Source organism: Pseudomonas sp. BJa5 (genome assembly GCF_030272875.2).
Lineage (GTDB): Bacteria > Pseudomonadota > Gammaproteobacteria > Pseudomonadales > Pseudomonadaceae > Aquipseudomonas.
The window spans coordinates 1-19,271 of sequence record NZ_JALRNG020000062.1; the positions used below are offsets into that span (position 1 = coordinate 1).

General features: G+C 64.8%; 14 protein-coding genes and 1 pseudogene. 6 read left to right on the forward strand and 9 right to left on the reverse strand.

Features of this window, described 5'->3' with window-relative positions; all coding sequences use genetic code 11:
- Positions 1-141: 141 nt before the first annotated feature.
- Together M2D63_RS24525 and M2D63_RS24530 are read right to left on the reverse strand one after the other, a co-directional pair.
- Positions 142-1,440 (reverse strand): ATP-binding protein, encoded by a 1,299-nt coding sequence (locus M2D63_RS24525; protein ID WP_285865669.1) that lies wholly within the window; start codon positions 1,438-1,440, stop codon positions 142-144.
- A gap of 7 nt (positions 1,441-1,447) precedes the next feature.
- Entirely contained in the window at positions 1,448-2,149 is a 702-nt protein-coding gene (locus M2D63_RS24530) for a response regulator transcription factor (RefSeq protein WP_285865671.1), read from the reverse strand.
- 157 nt (positions 2,150-2,306) lie between these two features.
- On the opposite strand from M2D63_RS24530, the gene M2D63_RS24535 reads away from it, so the two are divergent.
- The 3 genes from M2D63_RS24535 to mobA are packed head-to-tail and all read left to right on the forward strand — an operon-like array spanning position 2,307 to position 7,261.
- The gene (locus tag M2D63_RS24535) at positions 2,307-3,485 is read left to right on the forward strand and encodes an efflux RND transporter periplasmic adaptor subunit (RefSeq protein ID WP_285865672.1); all 1,179 of its coding nucleotides are present in this window, start codon (positions 2,307-2,309) and stop codon (positions 3,483-3,485) included.
- Positions 3,486-3,496: 11 nt separating this feature from the next.
- Positions 3,497-6,625: an efflux RND transporter permease subunit gene (locus tag M2D63_RS24540; protein WP_285865674.1), complete on the forward strand. Its 3,129-nt coding sequence runs from the start codon at positions 3,497-3,499 to the stop codon at positions 6,623-6,625.
- Between the two features lie 60 nt (positions 6,626-6,685).
- Complete coding sequence (mobA, locus tag M2D63_RS24545) at positions 6,686-7,261, forward strand: molybdenum cofactor guanylyltransferase MobA (RefSeq protein ID WP_285865675.1); 576 nt, start codon at positions 6,686-6,688, stop codon at positions 7,259-7,261.
- A 273-nt stretch (positions 7,262-7,534) separates the two neighbouring features.
- Here mobA and M2D63_RS24550 read toward each other — a convergent pair.
- The 6 genes and pseudogenes from M2D63_RS24550 to M2D63_RS24575 form a co-directional block, all read right to left on the reverse strand.
- Positions 7,535-7,855 (reverse strand): annotated as a pseudogene (locus M2D63_RS24550) (MarR family winged helix-turn-helix transcriptional regulator); the annotation flags it as partial.
- Entirely contained in the window at positions 7,743-8,819 is a 1,077-nt protein-coding gene (gene hemE / locus M2D63_RS24555) for a uroporphyrinogen decarboxylase (RefSeq protein ID WP_405310884.1), read from the reverse strand. The gene hemE and the pseudogene M2D63_RS24550, both read right to left, overlap by 113 nt.
- Before the next feature lie 42 nt (positions 8,820-8,861).
- Positions 8,862-9,545 carry a ribulose-phosphate 3-epimerase gene (gene rpe, locus M2D63_RS24560; RefSeq protein ID WP_285865678.1) on the reverse strand — a complete coding sequence of 228 codons (684 nt, stop codon included), beginning with the start codon at positions 9,543-9,545 and terminating at the stop codon, positions 8,862-8,864.
- Between the two features lie 12 nt (positions 9,546-9,557).
- Complete coding sequence (locus M2D63_RS24565) at positions 9,558-10,484, reverse strand: alpha/beta fold hydrolase (protein WP_285865680.1); 927 nt, start codon at positions 10,482-10,484, stop codon at positions 9,558-9,560.
- A gap of 19 nt (positions 10,485-10,503) precedes the next feature.
- A complete protein-coding gene (locus tag M2D63_RS24570) occupies positions 10,504-12,081 on the reverse strand; it encodes a class I adenylate-forming enzyme family protein (RefSeq protein ID WP_285865682.1) in 1,578 nt (525 codons plus the stop codon).
- Positions 12,068-13,669 (reverse strand): phosphopantetheine-binding protein, encoded by a 1,602-nt coding sequence (locus M2D63_RS24575; protein ID WP_285865684.1) that lies wholly within the window; start codon positions 13,667-13,669, stop codon positions 12,068-12,070. The genes M2D63_RS24570 and M2D63_RS24575 overlap by 14 nt, the downstream gene beginning before the upstream one ends.
- A gap of 451 nt (positions 13,670-14,120) precedes the next feature.
- Between M2D63_RS24575 and ccoN the strand changes: the two genes are divergently transcribed.
- Both ccoN and M2D63_RS24585 read left to right on the forward strand, forming a co-directional pair.
- Positions 14,121-15,548, forward strand: coding sequence for a cytochrome-c oxidase, cbb3-type subunit I (gene ccoN / locus M2D63_RS24580; protein ID WP_285865686.1), 1,428 nt, complete (start codon positions 14,121-14,123; stop codon positions 15,546-15,548).
- Between the two features lie 11 nt (positions 15,549-15,559).
- Positions 15,560-15,772 carry a cbb3-type cytochrome c oxidase subunit 3 gene (locus M2D63_RS24585; RefSeq protein ID WP_285865688.1) on the forward strand — a complete coding sequence of 71 codons (213 nt, stop codon included), beginning with the start codon at positions 15,560-15,562 and terminating at the stop codon, positions 15,770-15,772.
- Positions 15,773-15,823: 51 nt separating this feature from the next.
- Here the strand turns inward: M2D63_RS24585 and M2D63_RS24590 are convergent, their stop codons facing one another.
- Positions 15,824-18,289: a UvrD-helicase domain-containing protein gene (locus tag M2D63_RS24590; RefSeq protein ID WP_285865690.1), complete on the reverse strand. Its 2,466-nt coding sequence runs from the start codon at positions 18,287-18,289 to the stop codon at positions 15,824-15,826.
- Positions 18,290-18,511: 222 nt separating this feature from the next.
- Between M2D63_RS24590 and M2D63_RS24595 the strand changes: the two genes are divergently transcribed.
- Entirely contained in the window at positions 18,512-19,210 is a 699-nt protein-coding gene (locus tag M2D63_RS24595) for a pirin family protein (protein ID WP_285865692.1), read from the forward strand.
- Positions 19,211-19,271: the final 61 nt, after the last annotated feature.

A 19,271-nucleotide genomic window follows, 5' to 3' on the forward strand; every position in this document is an offset into this window, starting at 1 on the left:
GGTGTGGGCGCGCTCCCCCCCCGGGGGCCCGCCGCGCCCGGGGGGGGGGGGCGCCCCCCTGGTTTGGGGGGGGCCCCCCCCCCCCCCCTGGGGGCCCCCCCCCCGCTCCCACAGTAAGCCTGGTTCCACTGTATTGGACTCTCACCCGCGCGGCAGGCGAATCCTGAACTGCGCCCCGCCCAGCGCCGACTGGCTGACAGTCAGGGTTCCACCCTGGCTCTCGATCGCCCGCCGGCTGATCGCCAGCCCCAGACCGAAGCCGCCGGTAGCACGATCGCGACTGCGGTCCAGGCGGTAGAACGGCTGGAAGATCAGCTCGCGCTGGTCATGGGGAATGCCGATGCCGTCGTCCTCGACAGTGACCAGGCAATGCCCCTCGGCATCCAGCTTCAGGCGCAGCAGCAGTTGCCGGTCGCAATAGCGCATGGCATTGCGTACCAGGTTCTGTACCGCCCGGGCCGTCAGGCGCGGGTCGAGGATGAAGCGCGGCAGGCTGTCGTCGGCGCGTACCTGCCATTCGATGCCGCGGCTGTCGAGCTCTTCGGCAAAGCTGCCAAGGATGCTGTCGACCAGCTCCAGCAACGACACCTCGACCCGTTCCCGGGCCTGGTCGGCATTCTGCAGGCGGCTGTAGGACAGCAGTTCGAGCACCAGCTCGTCCAGTTCGCGCACATGCCCGACCAGTTCCAGCAAGCGCTTGCGACAGCCCGGCGGCACCTCGTCGAACAGCAGCACCAGGCCGAAGTCCAGGCGCGTCAGCGGTGTGCGCAGTTCATGGGACACCGCATTGAGCAGTTCGCGTTGCTGGGTCAGCAGGCGTTCGACGTCCTGGGCCATGGTGTCGAACACCTGCGCCAGTTCACCGATGTTCGAGCGCGCCGGGATATGGGTACGTTCCGACAGCTGCCCCTGGCCCAGGCGCCGGGCGGTTTCCTTGAGCCGTTCCAGGTCGCGCCAGTGCGGCCAGACCCAGAGCAGCAGGCAGCCGAGCAAGGCAGCGCCGATCAGTACCGTGACGCCCCAGGACAGCAGGTTGATGTCCAGCGGGTCCGGCGGGTTGCGCAGCTCCACCGCCCAGGTGCCATCCAGCGGCGCCAGGGCGGCCTTGTAGTAGCCCCAGTCGCCCAGGGTGACGACATTCTCCCCGGCGTTCAGGCGCGCACGATCGGCATAGGACAGGCCGATCTGGTCCTGGCGCCGCAGCTCGATCTCCAGTGGCGCGAAGTCCGCCGCCAGTTGCCGCTCGACCTCGGGCCACTGCGCCGCCGGCACCTGCTGGAAGCGCTCGACGATCAGCTTCTGCACGCCTTTGGCCTGGTCCAGGTTGTAGGCGATGAAACGCTCGTGGAAGGCGCCGACGATGCCGTCGGGAATCAGCAGCAAGGCGCCTGCGTAGGCGGCGATGGTCACCAGGTACAGGCGAACGAGGATCTTCAGCATGGTGGCCTCAGAACTCCCATTCCAGGCGGCTGAACAGGTAGCCCTTGCCCCACACGGTCTTGATCTTGCGCGCTTCGCCGGCGTTGTCGTCGAACTTGCGTCGCAGCTTGGAAATGGCCACGTCCACCGAACGGTCGGTGCCGTTGAATTCGATGCCGCGCAGTTGCTGCAGGATGCGGTCGCGGCTGAGCACTTCGCCGGCATTGCGCGCCAGCACCACCAGCAGGTTGTACTCGCCGCTGGACAGTTCCACCTGTTGCTCGCGCCAGAACACGTTGCGCTCGGCGAGATCGATGCGCAGGCCGCCGACCACGATCAGGTCGGTCTCCAGGCGCGGCTCGTTGATGCTGCTGCGGCGCAGCAAGGTGCGTACCCGGGCCAGCAACACCCGCGGCTCGCAGGGTTTGGTGACGTAGTCGTCGGCGCCCATCTCCAGGCCCAGGACCTGGTCGTGGCTGTCGTCGCGGGCGGTGAGCATGAGGATCGGCAGGGCCTGTGACTCGGCCCGCAACAGGCGACAGACCTGCAGGCCGTCGAGCCCGGGCAGCATCAGGTCGAGGATCACCAGGTCCGGTTTGCTGCGCCGGGCTTCGGCCAGCACGTGGTCGCCGCGGGCGATCACGTTGACGCAAAAGTCGTTGCGCTGCAGGTAGCTGGCGATCAGTTCGGACAGGGCGCAGTCGTCTTCGACCAGGAGGATGTTCGGCATGGGTAGTTTGACAGGCTGGGAAAGTCAGGCAAGGATATAGAACCTTGTGCGCCGCCAGCGCAAGCCTTCACACTTTTTCACATTCGAGCTACATAGCTTAACAGTTGCCCGCAAGCCTCCTGCCTTAGCATTGCCGGATCATTTATGGAAGATCCGCATGTTCAGTACAAGCCCCGCTCGTCTGCGCGCCCTTTCGGCGCTGCTCGTCGTCTCCCTGTCCCTGAGCGCGTGCGATGACGGCCCATCGGTCGAAGAAAAAGCCCCGCCCAGCACCGTGCGCATCGAGACCGTGCGCGTCCAGCCGCTGGCCATCAGCAGCGAACTCAACGGTCGCATCCTCGCCCCGCGCACGGCCGAAGTACGCGCCCGGGTGGCCGGCGTGGTGCTCAAGCGGGTGTACCGCGAAGGCAGCGACGTCAAGCAGGGCGATGTGTTGTTCCGCATCGACCCGGCACCGTTCCAGGCCGACTACGACAGCGCCCGCGCGGTGCTGGCCAAGGCCGAGGCCAACCAGTACCAGACGCGCCTGCAGGACCAGCGCTACCGCGAGCTGATCGCCATCAATGCCGTCAGCCGCCAGGACCACGACAACGCCCGCGCCGCCGCCCTGCAGGCCGACGCCGCCGTGGCCGAGGCCAAGGCCGCCCTGGAACGGGCGCGCCTGAACCTGGGCTACGCCACGGTGACGGCGCCGATTTCCGGGCGCATCGGCCGAGCCCTGGTCACCGAAGGCGCGCTGGTCGGCCAGAACGAAAGCACGCCGCTGGCGACCATCCAGCAACTGGACCCGATCCACGCCGACGTCACCCAGTCCACCCGCGAGCTCAACGCCCTGCGCCGTGCCTTGCGTGCCGGTGAACTGCAACAGGTCGGCCAGGACCAGGCCAGCGCCACCCTGATCCAGGATGACGGCACCGTCTACCCGCTGCCGGGCAAGCTGCTGTTCTCCGACATCAGCGTCGACCCGAGCACCGGGCAGATCACCCTGCGCAGCGAGTTCCCCAACCCGGACCTCGACCTGCTGCCGGGCAGCTTCATCCGTGTGCGCCTGGAGCAGGCGATCAAGCAGCAAGGCATCAGTGTGCCGCAACGGGCCATCCTGCGTGACAGCGCAGGCCAGCCGCGGGTGCTGCTGGTCGATGCCCAGCAACGCATCGAGGAGCGCCCGGTGGTGCTCGGCGGCGTGCAGGACGACCGCTGGATCGTCAGCCAGGGCCTGGCCCCGGGCGACCGGATAGTGGTCGAAGGCGTGCAGCACGTCAGCCCGGGCGACCAGGTACAGGTCGACAACGCGGGCAAGGACGCCCCTTCCATCGTTCAGACCACCGGCCAGTGAGGGCCTGATTCATGCCGCAGTTTTTCATTGACCGCCCGGTGTTCGCCTGGGTGGTCGCCTTGTTCATCCTGCTGGCCGGCGCCCTGGCGGTGCCGCAACTGCCGGTGGCCCAGTACCCCGATGTGGCGCCGCCGCAGGTGGAAATCTACGCCGTGTACCCCGGTGCCTCGGCGCAGACCATCGACGAAAGCGTGGTCAGCCTGATCGAAGAGGAACTCAACGGCGCCGACAACCTGCTCTACTTCAGTTCCCAGAGCAGCCTGGGCAGCGCCCTGATCACCGCCACCTTCGAGCCGGGCACCAACCCCGACCTGGCCCAGGTCGATGTGCAGAACCGCCTGAAAGTGGTGGAGTCGCGCCTGCCACGGCCGGTCACCCAGCAGGGCCTGCAGGTGGAAAAGGTCTCCACCGGCTTTCTGCTGATGGTGACCCTCACCGCCGAAAACGGCAGCCTCGATGAAGTGACCTTGAGCGACTTCCTGGCGCGCAACGTGATGAACGAGATCCGCCGCCTCAAGGGTGTCGGCAAGGCCCAGCTGTATGGCGCCGAGCGGGCCATGCGGATCTGGATCGACCCGCGCAAGCTGATCGGCTTCAACCTCACCCCCGACGACGTCAACGAAGCGATTGCCGCCCAGAACGCCCAGGTCGCCCCAGGCAGCATCGGCGATTTGCCCGGTACCGGCACCCAGGAGATCACCGCCAACGTAATCATCAAGGGCCAGTTGAGCACCGTGCAGGAGTTTTCCGATATCGTCCTGCGCGCCAACCCCGACGGCTCGCGGGTGATCATCGGCGATGTCGCCCGGGTCGAGATCGGCAGCCAGGAGTACCTCTACGGCACCCGTCTGAACGGCAAGCCCACCAGCGCCTTCAGCGTCAAGCTGTCGCCGGGGGCCAACGCCATGGAAACCGCGACCCTGGTCCGCGCCAAGCTCGACGAGCTGTCGCGCTACCTGCCGCCGGGCGCCAAGTTCGATATCCCCTACGACACCTCACCCTTCGTCAAGGTCTCGATCCAGCAGGTGATCACCACCCTGCTCGAAGCCATGGCCCTGGTGTTCGCGGTGATGTTCCTGTTCCTGCAGAACATCCGCTATACCCTGATCCCCACCCTGGTGGTGCCGGTGGCGCTGATGGGCACCTTTGCGGTGATGCTGGCGCTGGGCTTTTCGGTCAACGTGCTGACCCTGTTCGGCATGGTCCTGGCCATCGGCATCCTGGTGGACGACGCCATCGTGGTGGTGGAGAACGTCGAGCGGATCATGAGCGAAGAAGGCCTGTCGCCGCGGGAGGCGACGAAAAAGGCCATGGGCCAGATCAGTGGCGCCATCGTCGGCATCACCCTGGTGCTGGTGGCGGTGTTCCTGCCCATGGCCTTCATGAAGGGCTCGGTGGGGGTGATCTACCAGCAGTTCTCGCTGTCGATGGCGGTGTCGATCCTGTTCTCGGCCTTCCTCGCCCTGAGCCTGACCCCGGCGCTGTGCGCCACCCTGCTCAAGCCGATTGCCAAGGGCGCGCATCATGCCAAGGGCGGTTTCTTCGGCTGGTTCAACCGGCGCTTCGAGGCCCTGACCAACGGCTACCAGCGCTGGGTCATCCAGGCCCTCAAGCGCACCGGGCGCTACCTGCTGGTCTACCTGGTGCTGGTGGCGGGGCTGGTGTATGGCTTCAGCCAGTTGCCCTCCTCGTTCCTGCCCACCGAAGACCAGGGCTACACCATCACCGATATCCAGCTGCCGCCGGGGGCCAGCCGCGCCCGCACCGAACAGGTGGCGGCGCAGATCGAGGCGCACAACGCCACGGAACCGGGGGTGGGCAACAGCACCCTGGTACTCGGCTTCAGTTTCTCCGGCGACGGCCAGAATGCCGCGCTGGCCTTCACCACGCTCAAGGACTGGTCCGAGCGCGGCGCCGACGACAGCGCGCAAGCCATTGCCGACCGCGCCAATGCCGCCTTCAGCCAGCTCAAGGACGCCATTGCCTATTCGGTGCTGCCACCGCCGGTGGACGGCCTGGGCACCTCCAGCGGCTTCGAGTTCCGCCTGCAGGATCGCGGCGGCCTGGGGCACGCGGCGTTGATGGCGGCCCGTGACCAGTTGCTGGCCAATGCTGAAAAGAGCCCGGTGCTGGTCAACGTGCGTGAAAGCGCCCTGGCCGAAAGCCCGCAGGTGCAACTGGAAGTCGACCGCAAGCAGGCCAACGCCCTGGGCGTGTCCTTTGCCGATATCGGCAACGTGCTCAACACCGCGGTGGGCTCCAACTACGTCAACGACTTCCCCAACCAGGGCCGCATGCAGCGCGTGGTGGTGCAGGCCGAAGGCGACCAGCGCAGCCAGGTCGACGACCTGCTCAGGATCCATGTGCGCAACAGCAGCGGCAAGATGGTCCCGCTGTCGGCCTTCGTCCAGGCCAGGTGGATCACCGGCCCGGTGCAGCTGACCCGCTACAACGGTTATCCGGCGGTGGCCATCTCCGGCGAGCCGGCACCGGGCTACAGCTCGGGCCAGGCCATGGAGGAAATCCAGCGTCTGGTGAACCAACTGCCGCTGGGCATGGGCCTGGAATGGACCGGCCTGTCGCTGCAGGAGCGCCTGTCCGGCAGCCAGGCGCCGATGCTCATGGCCCTGTCGCTGCTGGTGGTGTTCCTGTGCCTGGCGGCGCTGTACGAAAGCTGGTCGATCCCGACCTCGGTGCTGCTGGTGGTGCCGCTGGGCGTGCTCGGCGCGGTGGTTGCCGTGAGCCTGCGCGGCATGCCCAACGATGTGTTCTTCAAGGTCGGCCTGATCACCCTGATCGGCCTGTCGGCGAAGAACGCGATCCTGATCATCGAGTTCGCCAAGCACCTGGTCGATGAAGGCCATGACCTGGTCGAGGCTACGGTGCAGGCGGCGCGCTTGCGCCTGCGGCCGATCGTCATGACCTCGCTGGCCTTCATCCTCGGCGTGGTGCCCCTGGCCATCGCCAGCGGCGCAAGCTCGGCCAGCCAGCAGGCGATCGGCACCGGGGTGATCGGCGGCATGCTGAGCGCCACCCTGGCGGTGGTGTTCGTGCCGGTGTTCTTCGTGGTGGTCATGCGCCTGACCGGCAAGCGCCGGGCCCGGGCCCAGCAGGACCAACCGGCGCTGGAACAACGCTGATCTGGACAGCACGCGGCGTGCATGGGAAGGTGAACGGCTGACATTGCCAGGAGCCGTCCCATGACCGCCACCCCTCCCCCCTGCTCCATCCTCCTGCTGGCCGGCGGTCGCGGCCAGCGCATGGGCGGCCAGGACAAGGGCCTCATACCCTGGCAGGGCAAGCCGCTGATTGCCCATGTGCAGGCCGTGGTACGGCCCTTGACCGACGACCTGATCATCTCCTGCAACCGTAACCAGGACCAGTACCGGCCCTATGCCGACCAGTTGGTGAACGATGCCGAGGCGGATTTCCCCGGCCCGCTGGCGGGGGTGCTGGCCGGCCTTGCGGTGGCCCGGCATCCCTGGTTGCTGGTGCTGGCCTGCGATGCGCCGCTGATCGACCGGGCGCTGGTGCTCGATCTGATGCGGCAGGCCAATGATCAGAACCAGCCGGCCATGGCGCGCCAGGCGGGTTACTGGCAACCGATGTTCAGCCTGATTCCCTGCGCGCTGCGGGGTGACCTCGAGCAGGCCTGGCAACAGGGTGAGCGGGGTTTGCAGCGGGTGCTGCACCGTTATTCGGTGCGGGCGCTGGACTATGCCGAGGATGATCGGCGCCTGAGCAATTTCAACAGTCCCGAGTTTCTCGAGCGTTGATACGGGTCTTATCGCGGGGCAAGCCCGCTCCCACAGGAGCGGGCTTTCCCCCCCCTGGCGTCCACGCAGGCGCGAGCGAATACGGTGGCACACAATAAACACCAGCAGCACCACACCCACGGCCAGGTCGATCTTGCAGGCCATGTTGTTGAACACCTGGGCCGCCTCCGCCTTGAGCTCGCGACCCTTGTCGGTCAGCAACAGGTTGCGCCGGCGGCGGTCGGCCGGGTCCAGGTAGACGGTGATGAAGCCATTGTCGGCCAGGCGCTTGACGATAGGTGTCAGGGTGCCGAGGTCGAACAGGGTCAGTTCACTCAGGGTGCTGATCGAGACATCGTCCTTGCCCCACAAGCCGGCCATCACCAGCAGTTGCGGGTAGGTAACCCCGCGCTGGCGCAGCGGCTCGGCGTAATCGCGGACCATGGCATTGGCTGTCGAATACAGCGAGAAGCAGAGCATCTTGTCGAAGTCGAACGTCGGGTCAAGCATAGACACCTCCCTTGACGTGACTGAACGCACGCACTGCGTCCACCACAACGGCCAGGGCCTCTGGCGTGGTCGCCGGGTGCAGGTCCCTGCCCAGATTGAACACATGGCCAAAACCCGCCGAGGGTGGGCCGAAGGCCTGCAGGGTGCGCTGCACTTCGCGACGGATGCAGGCCTCATCGCCCAGCAGCGCAGCCGGGTCGAGATTGCCCTGCAAGGCCACGCTGTTGCCCACCAGCTGCCGGGCCAGGCCCAGGTCGCAGCGCGGATCGAGCCCCAGGCAATCGACGCCGCTGTCGGCCATGCTGCCGAGCCACTGGCTGGCACCCTGGGCATGGAGGATCACCGGGACCCGCAGGCCCTGGTGGGTCTTGTGCAGGCGGGCCAGCACTTCACGCACATAGAACAGGGAGAAACGCTGGTAGACACCATCGGCCAGGGCACCGGCAAAGGGATCGAGCAGCATCACCACCTGGGCACCGGATTCTATCTGAGCGTTGAGTGAGGCAGCCACTGCCCGGCTGGTGGTCTGCAGCAGGCGATGGAGCAACTCCGGTCGCCGGTAGAGCATTTTCTTGATCAGCTGGAAATCCCCCGGCGGCCCGCCTTCGACCATGTAGCAAGCCAGGCTCCAGGGGCTGCCGGCCACACCGATCAGCGCGGCCCGGCCGGCCAGCGCGTGGCGCGACTGCGCCACCGCCTGGCAGAGGTATTCCAGGGCCTGGGGCTCAGGTACCCGCAGGCGCTTGATCGCCGTTTCATCGCGCAACGGGTGACGCAACCGCGGCCCTTCGCCGGCGACGAAATACAGGCCCAGGCCCATGGCATCGGCAAGCATGAGCATGTCGTGGGCGACGACCGCCGCATCCAGGTTGAACCGTTGTACCGGCTGCACGGTGGCTTCGCTGGCATACGCCGGTGTCTTGTACAGCGACAACAGGCTGCCCGCCCGGGCGCGCAGGGCCCGGTACTCCGGCAGGTGGCGACCGGCCTGGCCCATCAGCCAGACCGGCGTGCGGACCACCGGCTGACGCAGCAGGGCCTTGATGAAGGATTTAGTGTGCAAGGACATCACTCATGCTGGATGGACGAGATGGGTTGGAATGTCCGCACGTCAGTGGCGGCGCGATACCGCATCGGCAATCTCGCGGCGCAGGGCCGAGACGGTGGCGCGATAGTCGTGCTGGGCGAATATCGCCGTGCCGGCGACGAACATATCGGCACCCGCTGCGGCGACTTGACCGATGGTTTCAAGATTGACCCCACCGTCAACTTCCAGGCGGATGTCGCGCCCACAGTCATCGATCAGCTTGCGCGCTGCGGCGATCTTGGGCAACACCGAAGGGATGAAGCGCTGGCCGCCAAAGCCCGGGTTCACTGACATCAGCAGGATCAGGTCGAGCTTGTCCAGCAGGTAACGGGCGGCGTCCAGGGTACTGGCCGGGTTGAACACCAGGCCCGCCTTGCAACCCAGGTCCTTGATCAGTTGCACCGAGCGGTCCAGGTGCAGGGTGGCCTCCGGGTGGATGGAGATATAGTCGGCACCCGCCTCGGCGAACGCCTGGATCATGCTGTCCACCGGCGTCACCATCAGGTGCACGTCGATCGGCGCGGTGATGCCGTGACTGCGCAAGGCCTTGCAGAACTGCGGGCCCATGGTCAGGTTGGGAACGTAGTGGTTGTCCATCACATCGATATGGATGACATCGGCACCAGCAGCCAGTACCTGCTCGGCCTCCTCACCCAGCCGGGCGAAGTCGGCAGCCAGAATCGAAGGTGCAATCCAGAACTCTTTCACGCGTGTACTCCATTACTCATTGACTAGTCGTTGTCGCGGCCCGGCCTCACCCTGCCCCAGCGCGCTGTTGATCTGCTCGATCAACCCCGGCTGCGGCGTGTCCAGGTGAAAGTGATGACCACCGTCATGCCAGGACACCCGGGTATCGGGCGGCAAGGCGCTTTTGCGTTTGTCGAATGCGCCGCCGGCGAACAGGCCCTGGCGCCCGAGCATCAGGTGCAACGGGCAGGTGATCTGGGAGAGAAACTCACAGGCCTGGCGCTCGGTCAGTTGCAGCGGCTCGGGCAGCACCAGACGCGGGTCGTGGCGCCAGCGATAGCCCTGGCCCAGGTTGATCAGGTCGCGCATGGCCAGCAACCGGGCGCCTTCGGCACAGAGGCTGCCATCGATGCTGTTGCGTCGTTCGTCGATGGCGGCTTCCAGGCTGCTGAACTGGGCCTGCTCGGGGCCGCTGAAACCGTGCAGGCGGGTGCGCAAGGCCAGGCGCAACAGGCGCTGGGACTTGCGCAAGTGCTCGACGGTGCCGCCTTCGGCGACGGTGAAGGGTGCGCCCATGCCATCGATGAACACCATGCTGTCGATGGTGCGGTTCATGGCTGCCAGAATCGACGCCACGCCAGTGCCCATGGAGTGCCCCAGCACCGAAAAACGCTTCCAGCCCAGGCACTCGACCAGGGCATTCATGTCGTCGGCGTGTTCCCACAGGTAGTAGCCGCTGTCGGCCCGACGGTGCTCGGAGCGCCCATGCCCGGCCAGGTCCGGTGCCACCACGAAGCAGCTGCGCAGCAACGGCGCGATGCGTTCGAAGGACGCCGCGTTATCCAGCCAGCCATGCAGCGCGAGCACCGGATAACCACCCTCGTTGCCAAAGGTGCGCAAGGCAAAGTGATTGCCGTTGACATCCAGCGACTGATCGCGCCCGGCGTTGATCGCACTCATGCCTGGTCCTCCCGGGAAATCATCCAGCGATCTCCAGTTGTGCACTGCGTGCCATGTGCTGCAACAGTTGCAGGTCGAACTTGCCATTGGCCGTGCGTGGCAACGCGCCCTCGATATTGATCGACAACGGCACCTTGTGCGCTTCCAGGCCCTGCCGGCAGCGCTCGAGCAGATACTCGGCGCTGATGCTGATGCCCTGGGCCAGGGTCACGAAGGCACACAAGCCCTCGCCGACCGCCGCCTGCTCGACACCGACCACCACCGCAGCCTCGATGCCCTCGATCGTATAGAAGAAGTGCTCCACCTCGCTGGGGCTGACCTTCATGCCCCGCGACTTGATCATGTGGTCCATGCGTCCGCGGAAATACAGGTAGCCGTCTTCATCCAGGCTGCAATAATCGCCGGTGTAAAGCACGTTCTCGCCCGGGTAGCGCCCGGGCTTGAGCTTGAGCGCGGTAGCCGCCGGGTTACGCCAGTAACCGGCCATGACCGTGGCGCCACGGATCACCAGCTGGCCGACCTGGTGCGGCTGATCGATGCGCCGGTCCTGGTCGTCCACCAGCCACAGCTCGGTATTGGGTATGGCGATGCCGACACTGCCCGGCTTGTCGTCGATGTCTTCCGGCGGCAGGTAGGTGCAGCGCTTGCATTCGGTCAGGCCGTACATCGAGAAAATCAGCGCCTGGGGAAATAGCGCTTTCATCTGGGCGATATGCGACGGCTTGAGGGCGGCGCCGGTATTGGTGACCATGCGCACATCGGCGAACACCGACTCGCGCTTGCACGCATACTCGTACAGCAGGCTCAGCATGGTCGGCACGAACGGAATCACCGTGACCTGGTACTGGCGGATCTTCTTGATCAGGAAGATCGGCCAGGTGAACTCCTTCTCCAGCACCAGGGTGGCCCCGGCATTGATCGACATGATCATCTGGTACAGGCCGTAGTCGAATGACAATGGCAGAGAGCAGAGGACGTTGTCGGTCTCGTTGTAACCCAGGTAAGTGTGCAGCGACTGCAGCGCCGCCAGCATGTTGCGATGGGTCAGCATCACGCCCTTGGGCATGCCGGTGGAGCCTGAGGTATAGATAATCGCCGCCAGGTCCAGGTCCAGGTTGCCGCTTGGCAGCGGCACCCCGGCGCCCTGCCCCAGCAGGCTCTCGAAGGTCTGGGCCACGGTCGAGCCCGGGGCACCGTCGAGCAGCACGATCAGCCTGAGGTGGGCCAGGTCTGCAATGCTGGTGGGCAGGCTGGCGACCTTGTCGGTGGTGGTGATCAGCACCGACGCCTCGGCATCGCGGACGATGTAGTCGAGGGTCTCCGCCGGGGTTTCCAGGCCGACATTGACCACCACGCCACCGGCCTTGAGGATGCCCCAGAAGGCGCAGACCGTCTCCACCCGGTTGCCCAGGCACACCACCACGCGCTCCTGGCGCTGCAGGCCGTTGACTTGCAGCCCCGCTGCCAGGCGCGCACTGGCTTCGTCCAGTTGCGCGTACGTGTAGGTTTCATCGGCATAGATAATTGCCGGTTTGTCCGGATGCAGGCCGCTGCGAGTCTCCAGCACATCCTGCAACAGCACCTCAGACGCTTTCATGCTGCACCTCGACAACCTCCAGGGAACGCTGCACGCCGTTGATCTGGCGGTGAGCATCGATATAGCCGGCCAGGGTCGCCACGGTATTGAAATGCCGCGGGACGATGGTGTCCGGGTTGACGAAGAAGCCTTCGATCTCGTCCTCCAGGCTGATCAACAGCTCCATGGAGGTCAGCGAATCCAGGCCCAGGTCGTCACGCAAATGGGAGTCGGCATGGACCACCGTGCTTTCCGGCAACTTCAATACCACGCGCAAGATGTCGATGAGCTGGCGCTGGGTCGCCGCCTGGGCCGTGGCCGATGGCTGGCTGGCCGCGGGCGCCGCGAGCATCGCCTGCAGCGGCACGTCGACATGGCTGTCGCGGATCTCCACGGCGCTCTGCCGCGCACGAACCAGGAACAACTGGCCGTTGCTCACCAGCACCTCGGCCGGATGACCATGGCTGTGGAACAGGGTCGGTGACGCCGTCGGGCCGTAGGCGCCGGAAGCGGTAACGGCAAGCAGGTCGCCTTCGTGCAGGGTTTCCAGTTGCACGTCGCGCCCGAGCAGGTCGTCGGGGCTGCACAGCGGTCCGGAGACATGGTATTCGCATAGCGGCGCGCCACAGGTGCCACTGGCCTTGACGATACGGAAGTTGCGCTTGAGCACCTGGCCGCTACCCGCCGCCGCGCCATGACAGTTGGTACCGCCATCGGTGACGGCGAAGGTTTTGCCGTGGTTTTCCTTGATGTTGTCCACCGTCACCAGCAAGGCCCCGCACTTGCCGGCGATGAAACGCCCCGACTCGAGGATGATCCGGGTACGCGGGAATTCCTGGTGGAAGGCGTTGAACAAGGGCGCCAGCAACTGTTTGAGCTCGACGGTGTCGAGTTCTTGTTCGTTCTCGTAGTACTTGATGCCCAGGCCACCGCCGACATCGACCATGCGCATGTCCAGCTGATGACGGCGGGACAGGCTGCGAAACAGCTCAAGGATGTAGGCGGCGTTGTCGTACACCGACCGCGCATCGAGGATCTTGGTGCCGTTATAGACGTGGATGCCCTTGATACGGATGTTGGGCAGCGCCAGGTACTCGGCGAAGTTGGCCACCGCGGTATCTTCCTGGATACCGAAGTGGGTCGGCCGCCCGCCCATCTTCCAGGGCGAACCTGCGGCCGAGAAATTCGGATTGATACGGATGGCCACCGGTGCATCACAGCCCAGCTCCCCAGCCAGGGCCGACAACTTGCGCAGCTCGCTCTCGGATTCGACGACGATGGCGAACACCCCCACTTCCAGGGCCCGGCGGTGTTCCTCGGGCTTCTTGTAGGGGCCCAGGAAGATGATGTCCTGGGGCGCCACGCCGGCCTTGAGGGCAATCTCCAGTTCGCCCAGCGAACAGACTTCGGTGTTGCCGCCGTAAGAACGGATCAGTTTGACCAGGGACAGGTTGGGGTTGACCTTCAGCGCATAGAAGATGTCCACGCAGTCCGGTAATGCGTTGCGCAATTCGCTGAAACTGCTGCGCAACACGGTTTCATCGTAGAGGTAGGTCGGTGTCCCGAACGTCGCTTTGGCCTGGAGGACGAGTTCCTTGGAAAGCTTCATTCTGTTGCTCCCATCGTTCTTATAGTGTGCCGCCCAGGCAGCTGGCTCGGTCCTGGCGTGTAAGCACCGTCGCACAAGCGCTATGGCGGATTGGCGTCAATCTGGCGTTGCGCATCACTGACACGATCCGAGGATCGAATCAAAAACTTTGCGCGCAAAGTTTGTCGAAATTTTGCGACCGGCCTGGCGGTGATGTCAAGGTAATTCCATGGGCAACGCGCTGCGTCACAAGGACACAGCATTGAACGAATCCCCCTACAGAACAGCGTTAATTTGCCGCACTTTGTCCGTATCAGTGCAGGTAATGCGCCGTGAATATGGGGTGTTTATCTGATCCGCAGTTCTTCCTGGATTCTGAGTCTGTTTTGCCTGGCGACAGCTTCCTACAGTCTGCGCCTGCATCTTGCCCCCTTCGGCAAGACAAGCCTTATAAGGAACTGGGGAACTAGCGATGAGCTCACATCAACAGGCGCAGGCCTATAACTACAAGGTGGTCCGACAATTCACCATCATGACCGTGGTCTGGGGCATCGTCGGTATGGCCATGGGCGTGTGGATCGCCTCGCAACTGGTCTGGCCGGACCTCAACCTCGACCTGCCCTGGACCAGCTTCGGTCGCCTGCGGCCCCTGCACACCAGCCTGGTGATCTTCGGCTTTGCCGGCAGCGCGCAGTTCGCCGCCAGCTACTACGCGGTGCAGCGCACCTGCCAGGTGCGCCTGTTCAGCGACAAGCTGGCCGCCTTCACCTTCTGGGGCTGGCAGGCGACCATCGTGATCATGCTGGTCAGCCTGCCCCTGGGCCTGACCACCACCAAGGAATACGCCGAGATCGAATTCACCGGCGCGGTGTGGATGGCCATTGTCTGGGTGGTCTACGGCATCGTGTTCTTCGCCACGCTGATGCGCCGCAAGGCCAAGCATATCTATGTCGGCAACTGGTTCTTCGGCGCCTTCATCGTGGTGATCGCCATGTTGCATGTGGTCAACCACCTGTCGATTCCGGTCAGCTGGTTCAAGTCCTACCCGGTCTACTCCGGCGCCACCGACGCCATGGTCCAGTGGTGGTATGGTCATAACGCCGTGGGTTTCTTCCTCACCACGGGCTTTCTGGGCATGATGTATTACTTCGTGCCCAAGCAAGTCGGTCGCCCGGTGTACTCCTATCGCCTGTCGATCGTGCACTTCTGGGCGCTGATCACCCTGTACATCTGGGCCGGCCCCCACCACCTGCACTACACCGCCCTGCCGGACTGGGCGCAGTCGCTGGGCATGGCCATGTCGCTGATCCTCCTGGCACCGAGCTGGGGCGGCATGATCAACGGCATGATGACCCTCTCGGGCGCCTGGCATAAGCTGCGCACCGACCCGATCCTGCGCTTTCTGGTGCTGTCCCTGGCGTTCTACGGCATGTCGACCTTCGAAGGTCCGATGATGGCGATCAAGACCGTCAACGCCCTGTCGCACTACACCGACTGGACCATCGGCCACGTACACGCCGGCGCCCTGGGCTGGGTGGCGATGATCACCTTCGGCGCGTTGTACCATATGATTCCGAAGATCTTCGGCCGCGAGCGGATGCACAGCATCGGCCTGATCAACCTGCACTTCTGGCTGGCCACCATCGGCACCGTGCTGTACATCGCCTCGATGTGGGTCAACGGCATCACCCAGGGCCTGATGTGGCGCGCCACCAACGATGACGGTACCCTGACCTACTCCTTCGTCGAGGCCCTGGTGGCCAGCCATCCGGGCTTTATCGTGCGCTTCACTGGCGGCGTGTTTTTCCTCAGCGGCATGCTGCTGATGGCCTACAACACCTGGCGCACGGTGCGGGTGGCCGACGAGAAGCTGGCACTTGCCAATGCCAGCATGGCGTAAGGAGCAGGCCGATGGACGAGTGGCTGTATGCACTGTATTGCCTGACCGGCGTGCTGTTCTTCTACCTGGTCACCAGCGCCTGCCTGCGCGGGCACAGCCGTGATGTGGACGAGCAGGTCAGCCTGCTGCCGTTCGCCGACGACCCGGCCGTGGCGCAACGGGTCGAGCAGGCCCTTGGCAGGCCGGTGCCGGCGGTGGCGCCGGAGGCGGCGCTGAAGGCGTGAACCGAGTGGGCAGTCGATCGTCGGGCAAGTCGAGTCGGCGCACCGCCGCTCCTACGCCCGCCCATCCTCGAAGAATGCCTTGCGCCCATCCACCTGGCTGGAGGCGCGGGGCTGACTGACCGATTCAGCGGATGGCGTCTCGACATACCAGTAACAGTGCTTCACCGCCCGGGTGATCGCCACATAGGCCAGGCGCAGGACCTCATCCTTCTGCGCCGTGTCGAACGCCTGGGCATCACCGGCCTGGCCCAGGCCGGCCTGGCGGTAGACCTGGTTCTTGTAGGGCGAGCTGGTCAAGTGCTGGCAATCGCCAAGCATGAACACCGCATCGGCTTGCAAGCCCTTGGCGCTGTGGTAGGTCAGCTGGCGGAAGCGTCGCTGGCCGGGCGGCAGCCCTGCCTCGTGATTGATCAGAGGCTGAATATGCTCTGATATCAATGCCTTATCGCTACTTTTTCGAAACAACATCATCACGGACTCACCCTGACGGTAATGCTCCATCAGGGTCTGGGCCAGTGCCACTTCATCCCGTTCGAACACTTTCACCGGCACCGGCTCCTCGGCCGCCGGTCCACAGGCCCTGGCTTTCTTGCCGCTGATTGCCGGTGCAGGCTTCACGATATGCTCGGCCGCGTCGATGATGTGCTGATGGCTGCGGTAGTTGTCGGCCAGCATGACCCGGGTGTTGGCCGGCGCCGAGAACTCCTTGGCGAACTCCATGAAATATTTGGGCGAACTGCCGCGCCAGCCGTAGATCGACTGCCAGTCATCGCCCACGCACAACAGTGAGGAGTGCTGTGCCGTGCGCCCTACATGCAAGGCCGGACCGCGCCGGCGGATCTCGCGCAGGCAGGCGCGCAACCAGGAGACGATCTGCGGCGAGACGTCCTGGAACTCGTCGATCATCAGGTGCGCCAGCGGCCGCAGCAACGGATCGGGTAGCAGGCGCAGGTTTTCCGGGTTGTTCTCGCCGAACAGGGCGAACATGCGGTTGTAGCTCATGATCGGCGGCGACTGGGCCATCAGGTGGGCTTCCAGAGCTTTCCAGTACAGGCCCAGGGCCTCGAAGAACAGCGCATCGGTGTCGCCGCTGGGGAAGCTCATGGCGCTCACGGCCTTGTTCACTTCCAGCCCCAGGTTCTCGATAAAGCCCGCCGCACCGACAAAGGCATCCAGCAGCGGCACGGTCGCCAACTCGCCCTTGACCTTGTACTCAAAGCCGGGACCTGCGACCGCATCACCCGCCAAGGCGCTTGTCAGGCGCTTGGCTGCTGCATAATTTTCCAGCCAGATCACAGGCTTATCGCAGAAAGCTTGAAACAGGGTGCGTTTGATCACCCACTCGGCCCAGACCGGCAGCTTGGCCCCGGGGCGCTTGTACTGCTGGTTTTCACCCGGATCGAAGCCCAGCACCACCCAGGCGTCCAGCGCTTTGATATGGCCGTGGAAATGGAAACGGCTGCCGTTGATCTCCACTGTCTCGCGACTCGGTTCGATGCCCTTGATCGGCCAGGCGCCGGCGCCAAACCAGAGGTCTTCAAGGGTGTCGCAGAGCTCTTCGTCGCGGCTGGCCGAGAGCTGGGTCACCGCCACGCGCTTCTGCACGTCCGGGTGGTCGCGGTCCAGGGCCTTGAGTTGCAGGGCCTCGCGGCGCAGGCCGGCGATCAGCTCGGCAAAGCGCGGGCTGCTCTTGAGCAGGTCGCGGTAGCACAGGTTCAGTTGCTGGCGCTGCGCGTCGTTGAGGCGCAGGTCGAACGGGTTGCTCTCGGCATTGGCCTCGCTGCCGCCCGGCATTTCGCTGCCCAGGGTCTCGAACGCACGCACCTGGCTGAAGCCCGGCAGGCTGCGCACCAGCGGCAGGATGCGCGAATGGAAGGTGCGCACCAGTTCGCGGGCCTGTATCGGCGTCAGTTCAAGCTGCCAGAGGCTGAACACCTGCACCAGGCGGGCAATGAAGTCCTTGCGCGACTCGCGGGTGAAGGTCACCACGGTCATGGCATCCAGCTCATAGCCCAGGTAGTGGCGCAGCAGCAGGATCCGCAGCACCAGCGAGGTGGACTTGCCGGCACCGGCGCCGGCGATCACGCAGGTCGAGGGGGTGTCGCTGAAGATCATCTTCCACTGCGCCGCACTCGGCTGGGCATGGGCCGCCAGGCGCTGGGCGACATCGGCCTTGAAGCGCTTCTTCAGCTCGGCGCTCAGCGGCAGTCGCCAGTCATCGAACAGCGCGTCATCGCGACCGGGTACGCCGTGGCCGTCCGGACGCATGTCGCGGATCACCAGGACCTGGCGCCCGGCTTCATAGCCGTCCACCCGCCCTTCTTCGTAGCCTTCGCGCAGGCCGTCGGCGTGGCCGGTACGCTGGCCGCTGGCATGGCCCTGGAACCAGGAGTCGCGGTGCTGTGCCTGCAAGCGGCTCAGGCCGCGACCGAGCAGGCGTGCCGCCAGGCGCCTTACCCAAGGCAGTTGCGCAGGCGGAGTCAACTCCGGGGGTTGCTTGGGACGCTCTTCAGACACACCGACTCCAACACAGATAAACCAGCGCTCATGTTCGCTCCATCGGACAAAAATCACCAGCTGATTGCTTGAAGATCAGTGGATTAGACGATGAAGCGTAGAAAACACCCTAGCTATAAACATTCAATTAATCGATAAGAATCAGCCGAAATTTACGCTTATTTTCGATCATGAACTCAGCGATGATCTTTCCATCCCAACGATTCACCAGGAGAGCCCATCATGCTGCAACTGCGCCCTTTCAAGAGCCTTGGCCATGCCAACCATGGCTGGCTCGACGCCCATCATCACTTTTCTTTTGCCGAGTACTATGACCCGCAACGGATGCATTGGGGCAACCTGCGGGTCTGGAACGACGACCTGATCGCCGCCGGCAGTGGCTTCCCGCCGCACCCGCACCGCGACATGGAAATCATCACCTATGTACGTGAAGGCGCCATCAGCCACCAGGACAACCTGGGCAACAAGGGGCGCACCGAGGCTGGCGATGTCCAGGTGATGAGCGCGGGCACCGGTATCACCCACAGCGAGTACAACCTGGAGAAGGTCGACACGCGGATCTTCCAGATCTGGATCGTGCCCGAGCGGGTTGGCCAGGCGCCGTCCTGGGGTACCCGGCCGTTTCCCAAGGGTGAGCGTGGCGAAGGTTTCGTGACCCTGGCCAGTGGCCGCGAGGGGGATGAAGGCAGCTTGCAGATCCGTGCCGATGCGCGGCTGGTGGCCGCGACCTTGCGGGCTGGAGAAAGCGCTGAATACCGCTTTGAAGCCGGTCGTCGCGGTTACCTGGTGCCGGCCAAGGGCCTGGTCGAGGTCAACGGCCTGCGCGCCGAAGCCCGGGACGGGGTGGCGATCGAGGATGAGCAGGTGCTGCGGGTGACCGCGGTTGAGGACAGTGAGATTGTCTTGGTGGATGTGGCGTAACTGAGGGCCTCGTCGCGGGGGGGGGGGGGGCCCCCCCCCCAGCGGGGGCGGGGAGCCCCCC

Bases quoted from the DNA above. Each gene is read 5' to 3' on its own strand.
- mobA (WP_285865675.1), top strand. From the start codon at position 6,686: ATGACCGCCACCCCTCCCCCCTGCTCCATCCTCCTGCTGGCCGGCGGT.
- M2D63_RS24585 (WP_285865688.1), top strand. From the start codon at position 15,560: ATGGACGAGTGGCTGTATGCACTGTATTGCCTGACCGGCGTGCTGTTC.
- M2D63_RS24535 (WP_285865672.1), top strand. From the start codon at position 2,307: ATGTTCAGTACAAGCCCCGCTCGTCTGCGCGCCCTTTCGGCGCTGCTC.
- M2D63_RS24530 (WP_285865671.1), bottom strand. From the start codon at position 2,149: ATGCCGAACATCCTCCTGGTCGAAGACGACTGCGCCCTGTCCGAACTG.
- ccoN (WP_285865686.1), top strand. From the start codon at position 14,121: ATGAGCTCACATCAACAGGCGCAGGCCTATAACTACAAGGTGGTCCGA.
- M2D63_RS24575 (WP_285865684.1), bottom strand. From the start codon at position 13,669: ATGAAGCTTTCCAAGGAACTCGTCCTCCAGGCCAAAGCGACGTTCGGG.
- M2D63_RS24540 (WP_285865674.1), top strand. From the start codon at position 3,497: ATGCCGCAGTTTTTCATTGACCGCCCGGTGTTCGCCTGGGTGGTCGCC.
- hemE (WP_405310884.1), bottom strand. From the start codon at position 8,819: ATGTCCTTGCACACTAAATCCTTCATCAAGGCCCTGCTGCGTCAGCCG.
- M2D63_RS24570 (WP_285865682.1), bottom strand. From the start codon at position 12,081: ATGAAAGCGTCTGAGGTGCTGTTGCAGGATGTGCTGGAGACTCGCAGC.
- M2D63_RS24525 (WP_285865669.1), bottom strand. From the start codon at position 1,440: ATGCTGAAGATCCTCGTTCGCCTGTACCTGGTGACCATCGCCGCCTAC.
- M2D63_RS24595 (WP_285865692.1), top strand. From the start codon at position 18,512: ATGCTGCAACTGCGCCCTTTCAAGAGCCTTGGCCATGCCAACCATGGC.
- M2D63_RS24565 (WP_285865680.1), bottom strand. From the start codon at position 10,484: ATGAGTGCGATCAACGCCGGGCGCGATCAGTCGCTGGATGTCAACGGC.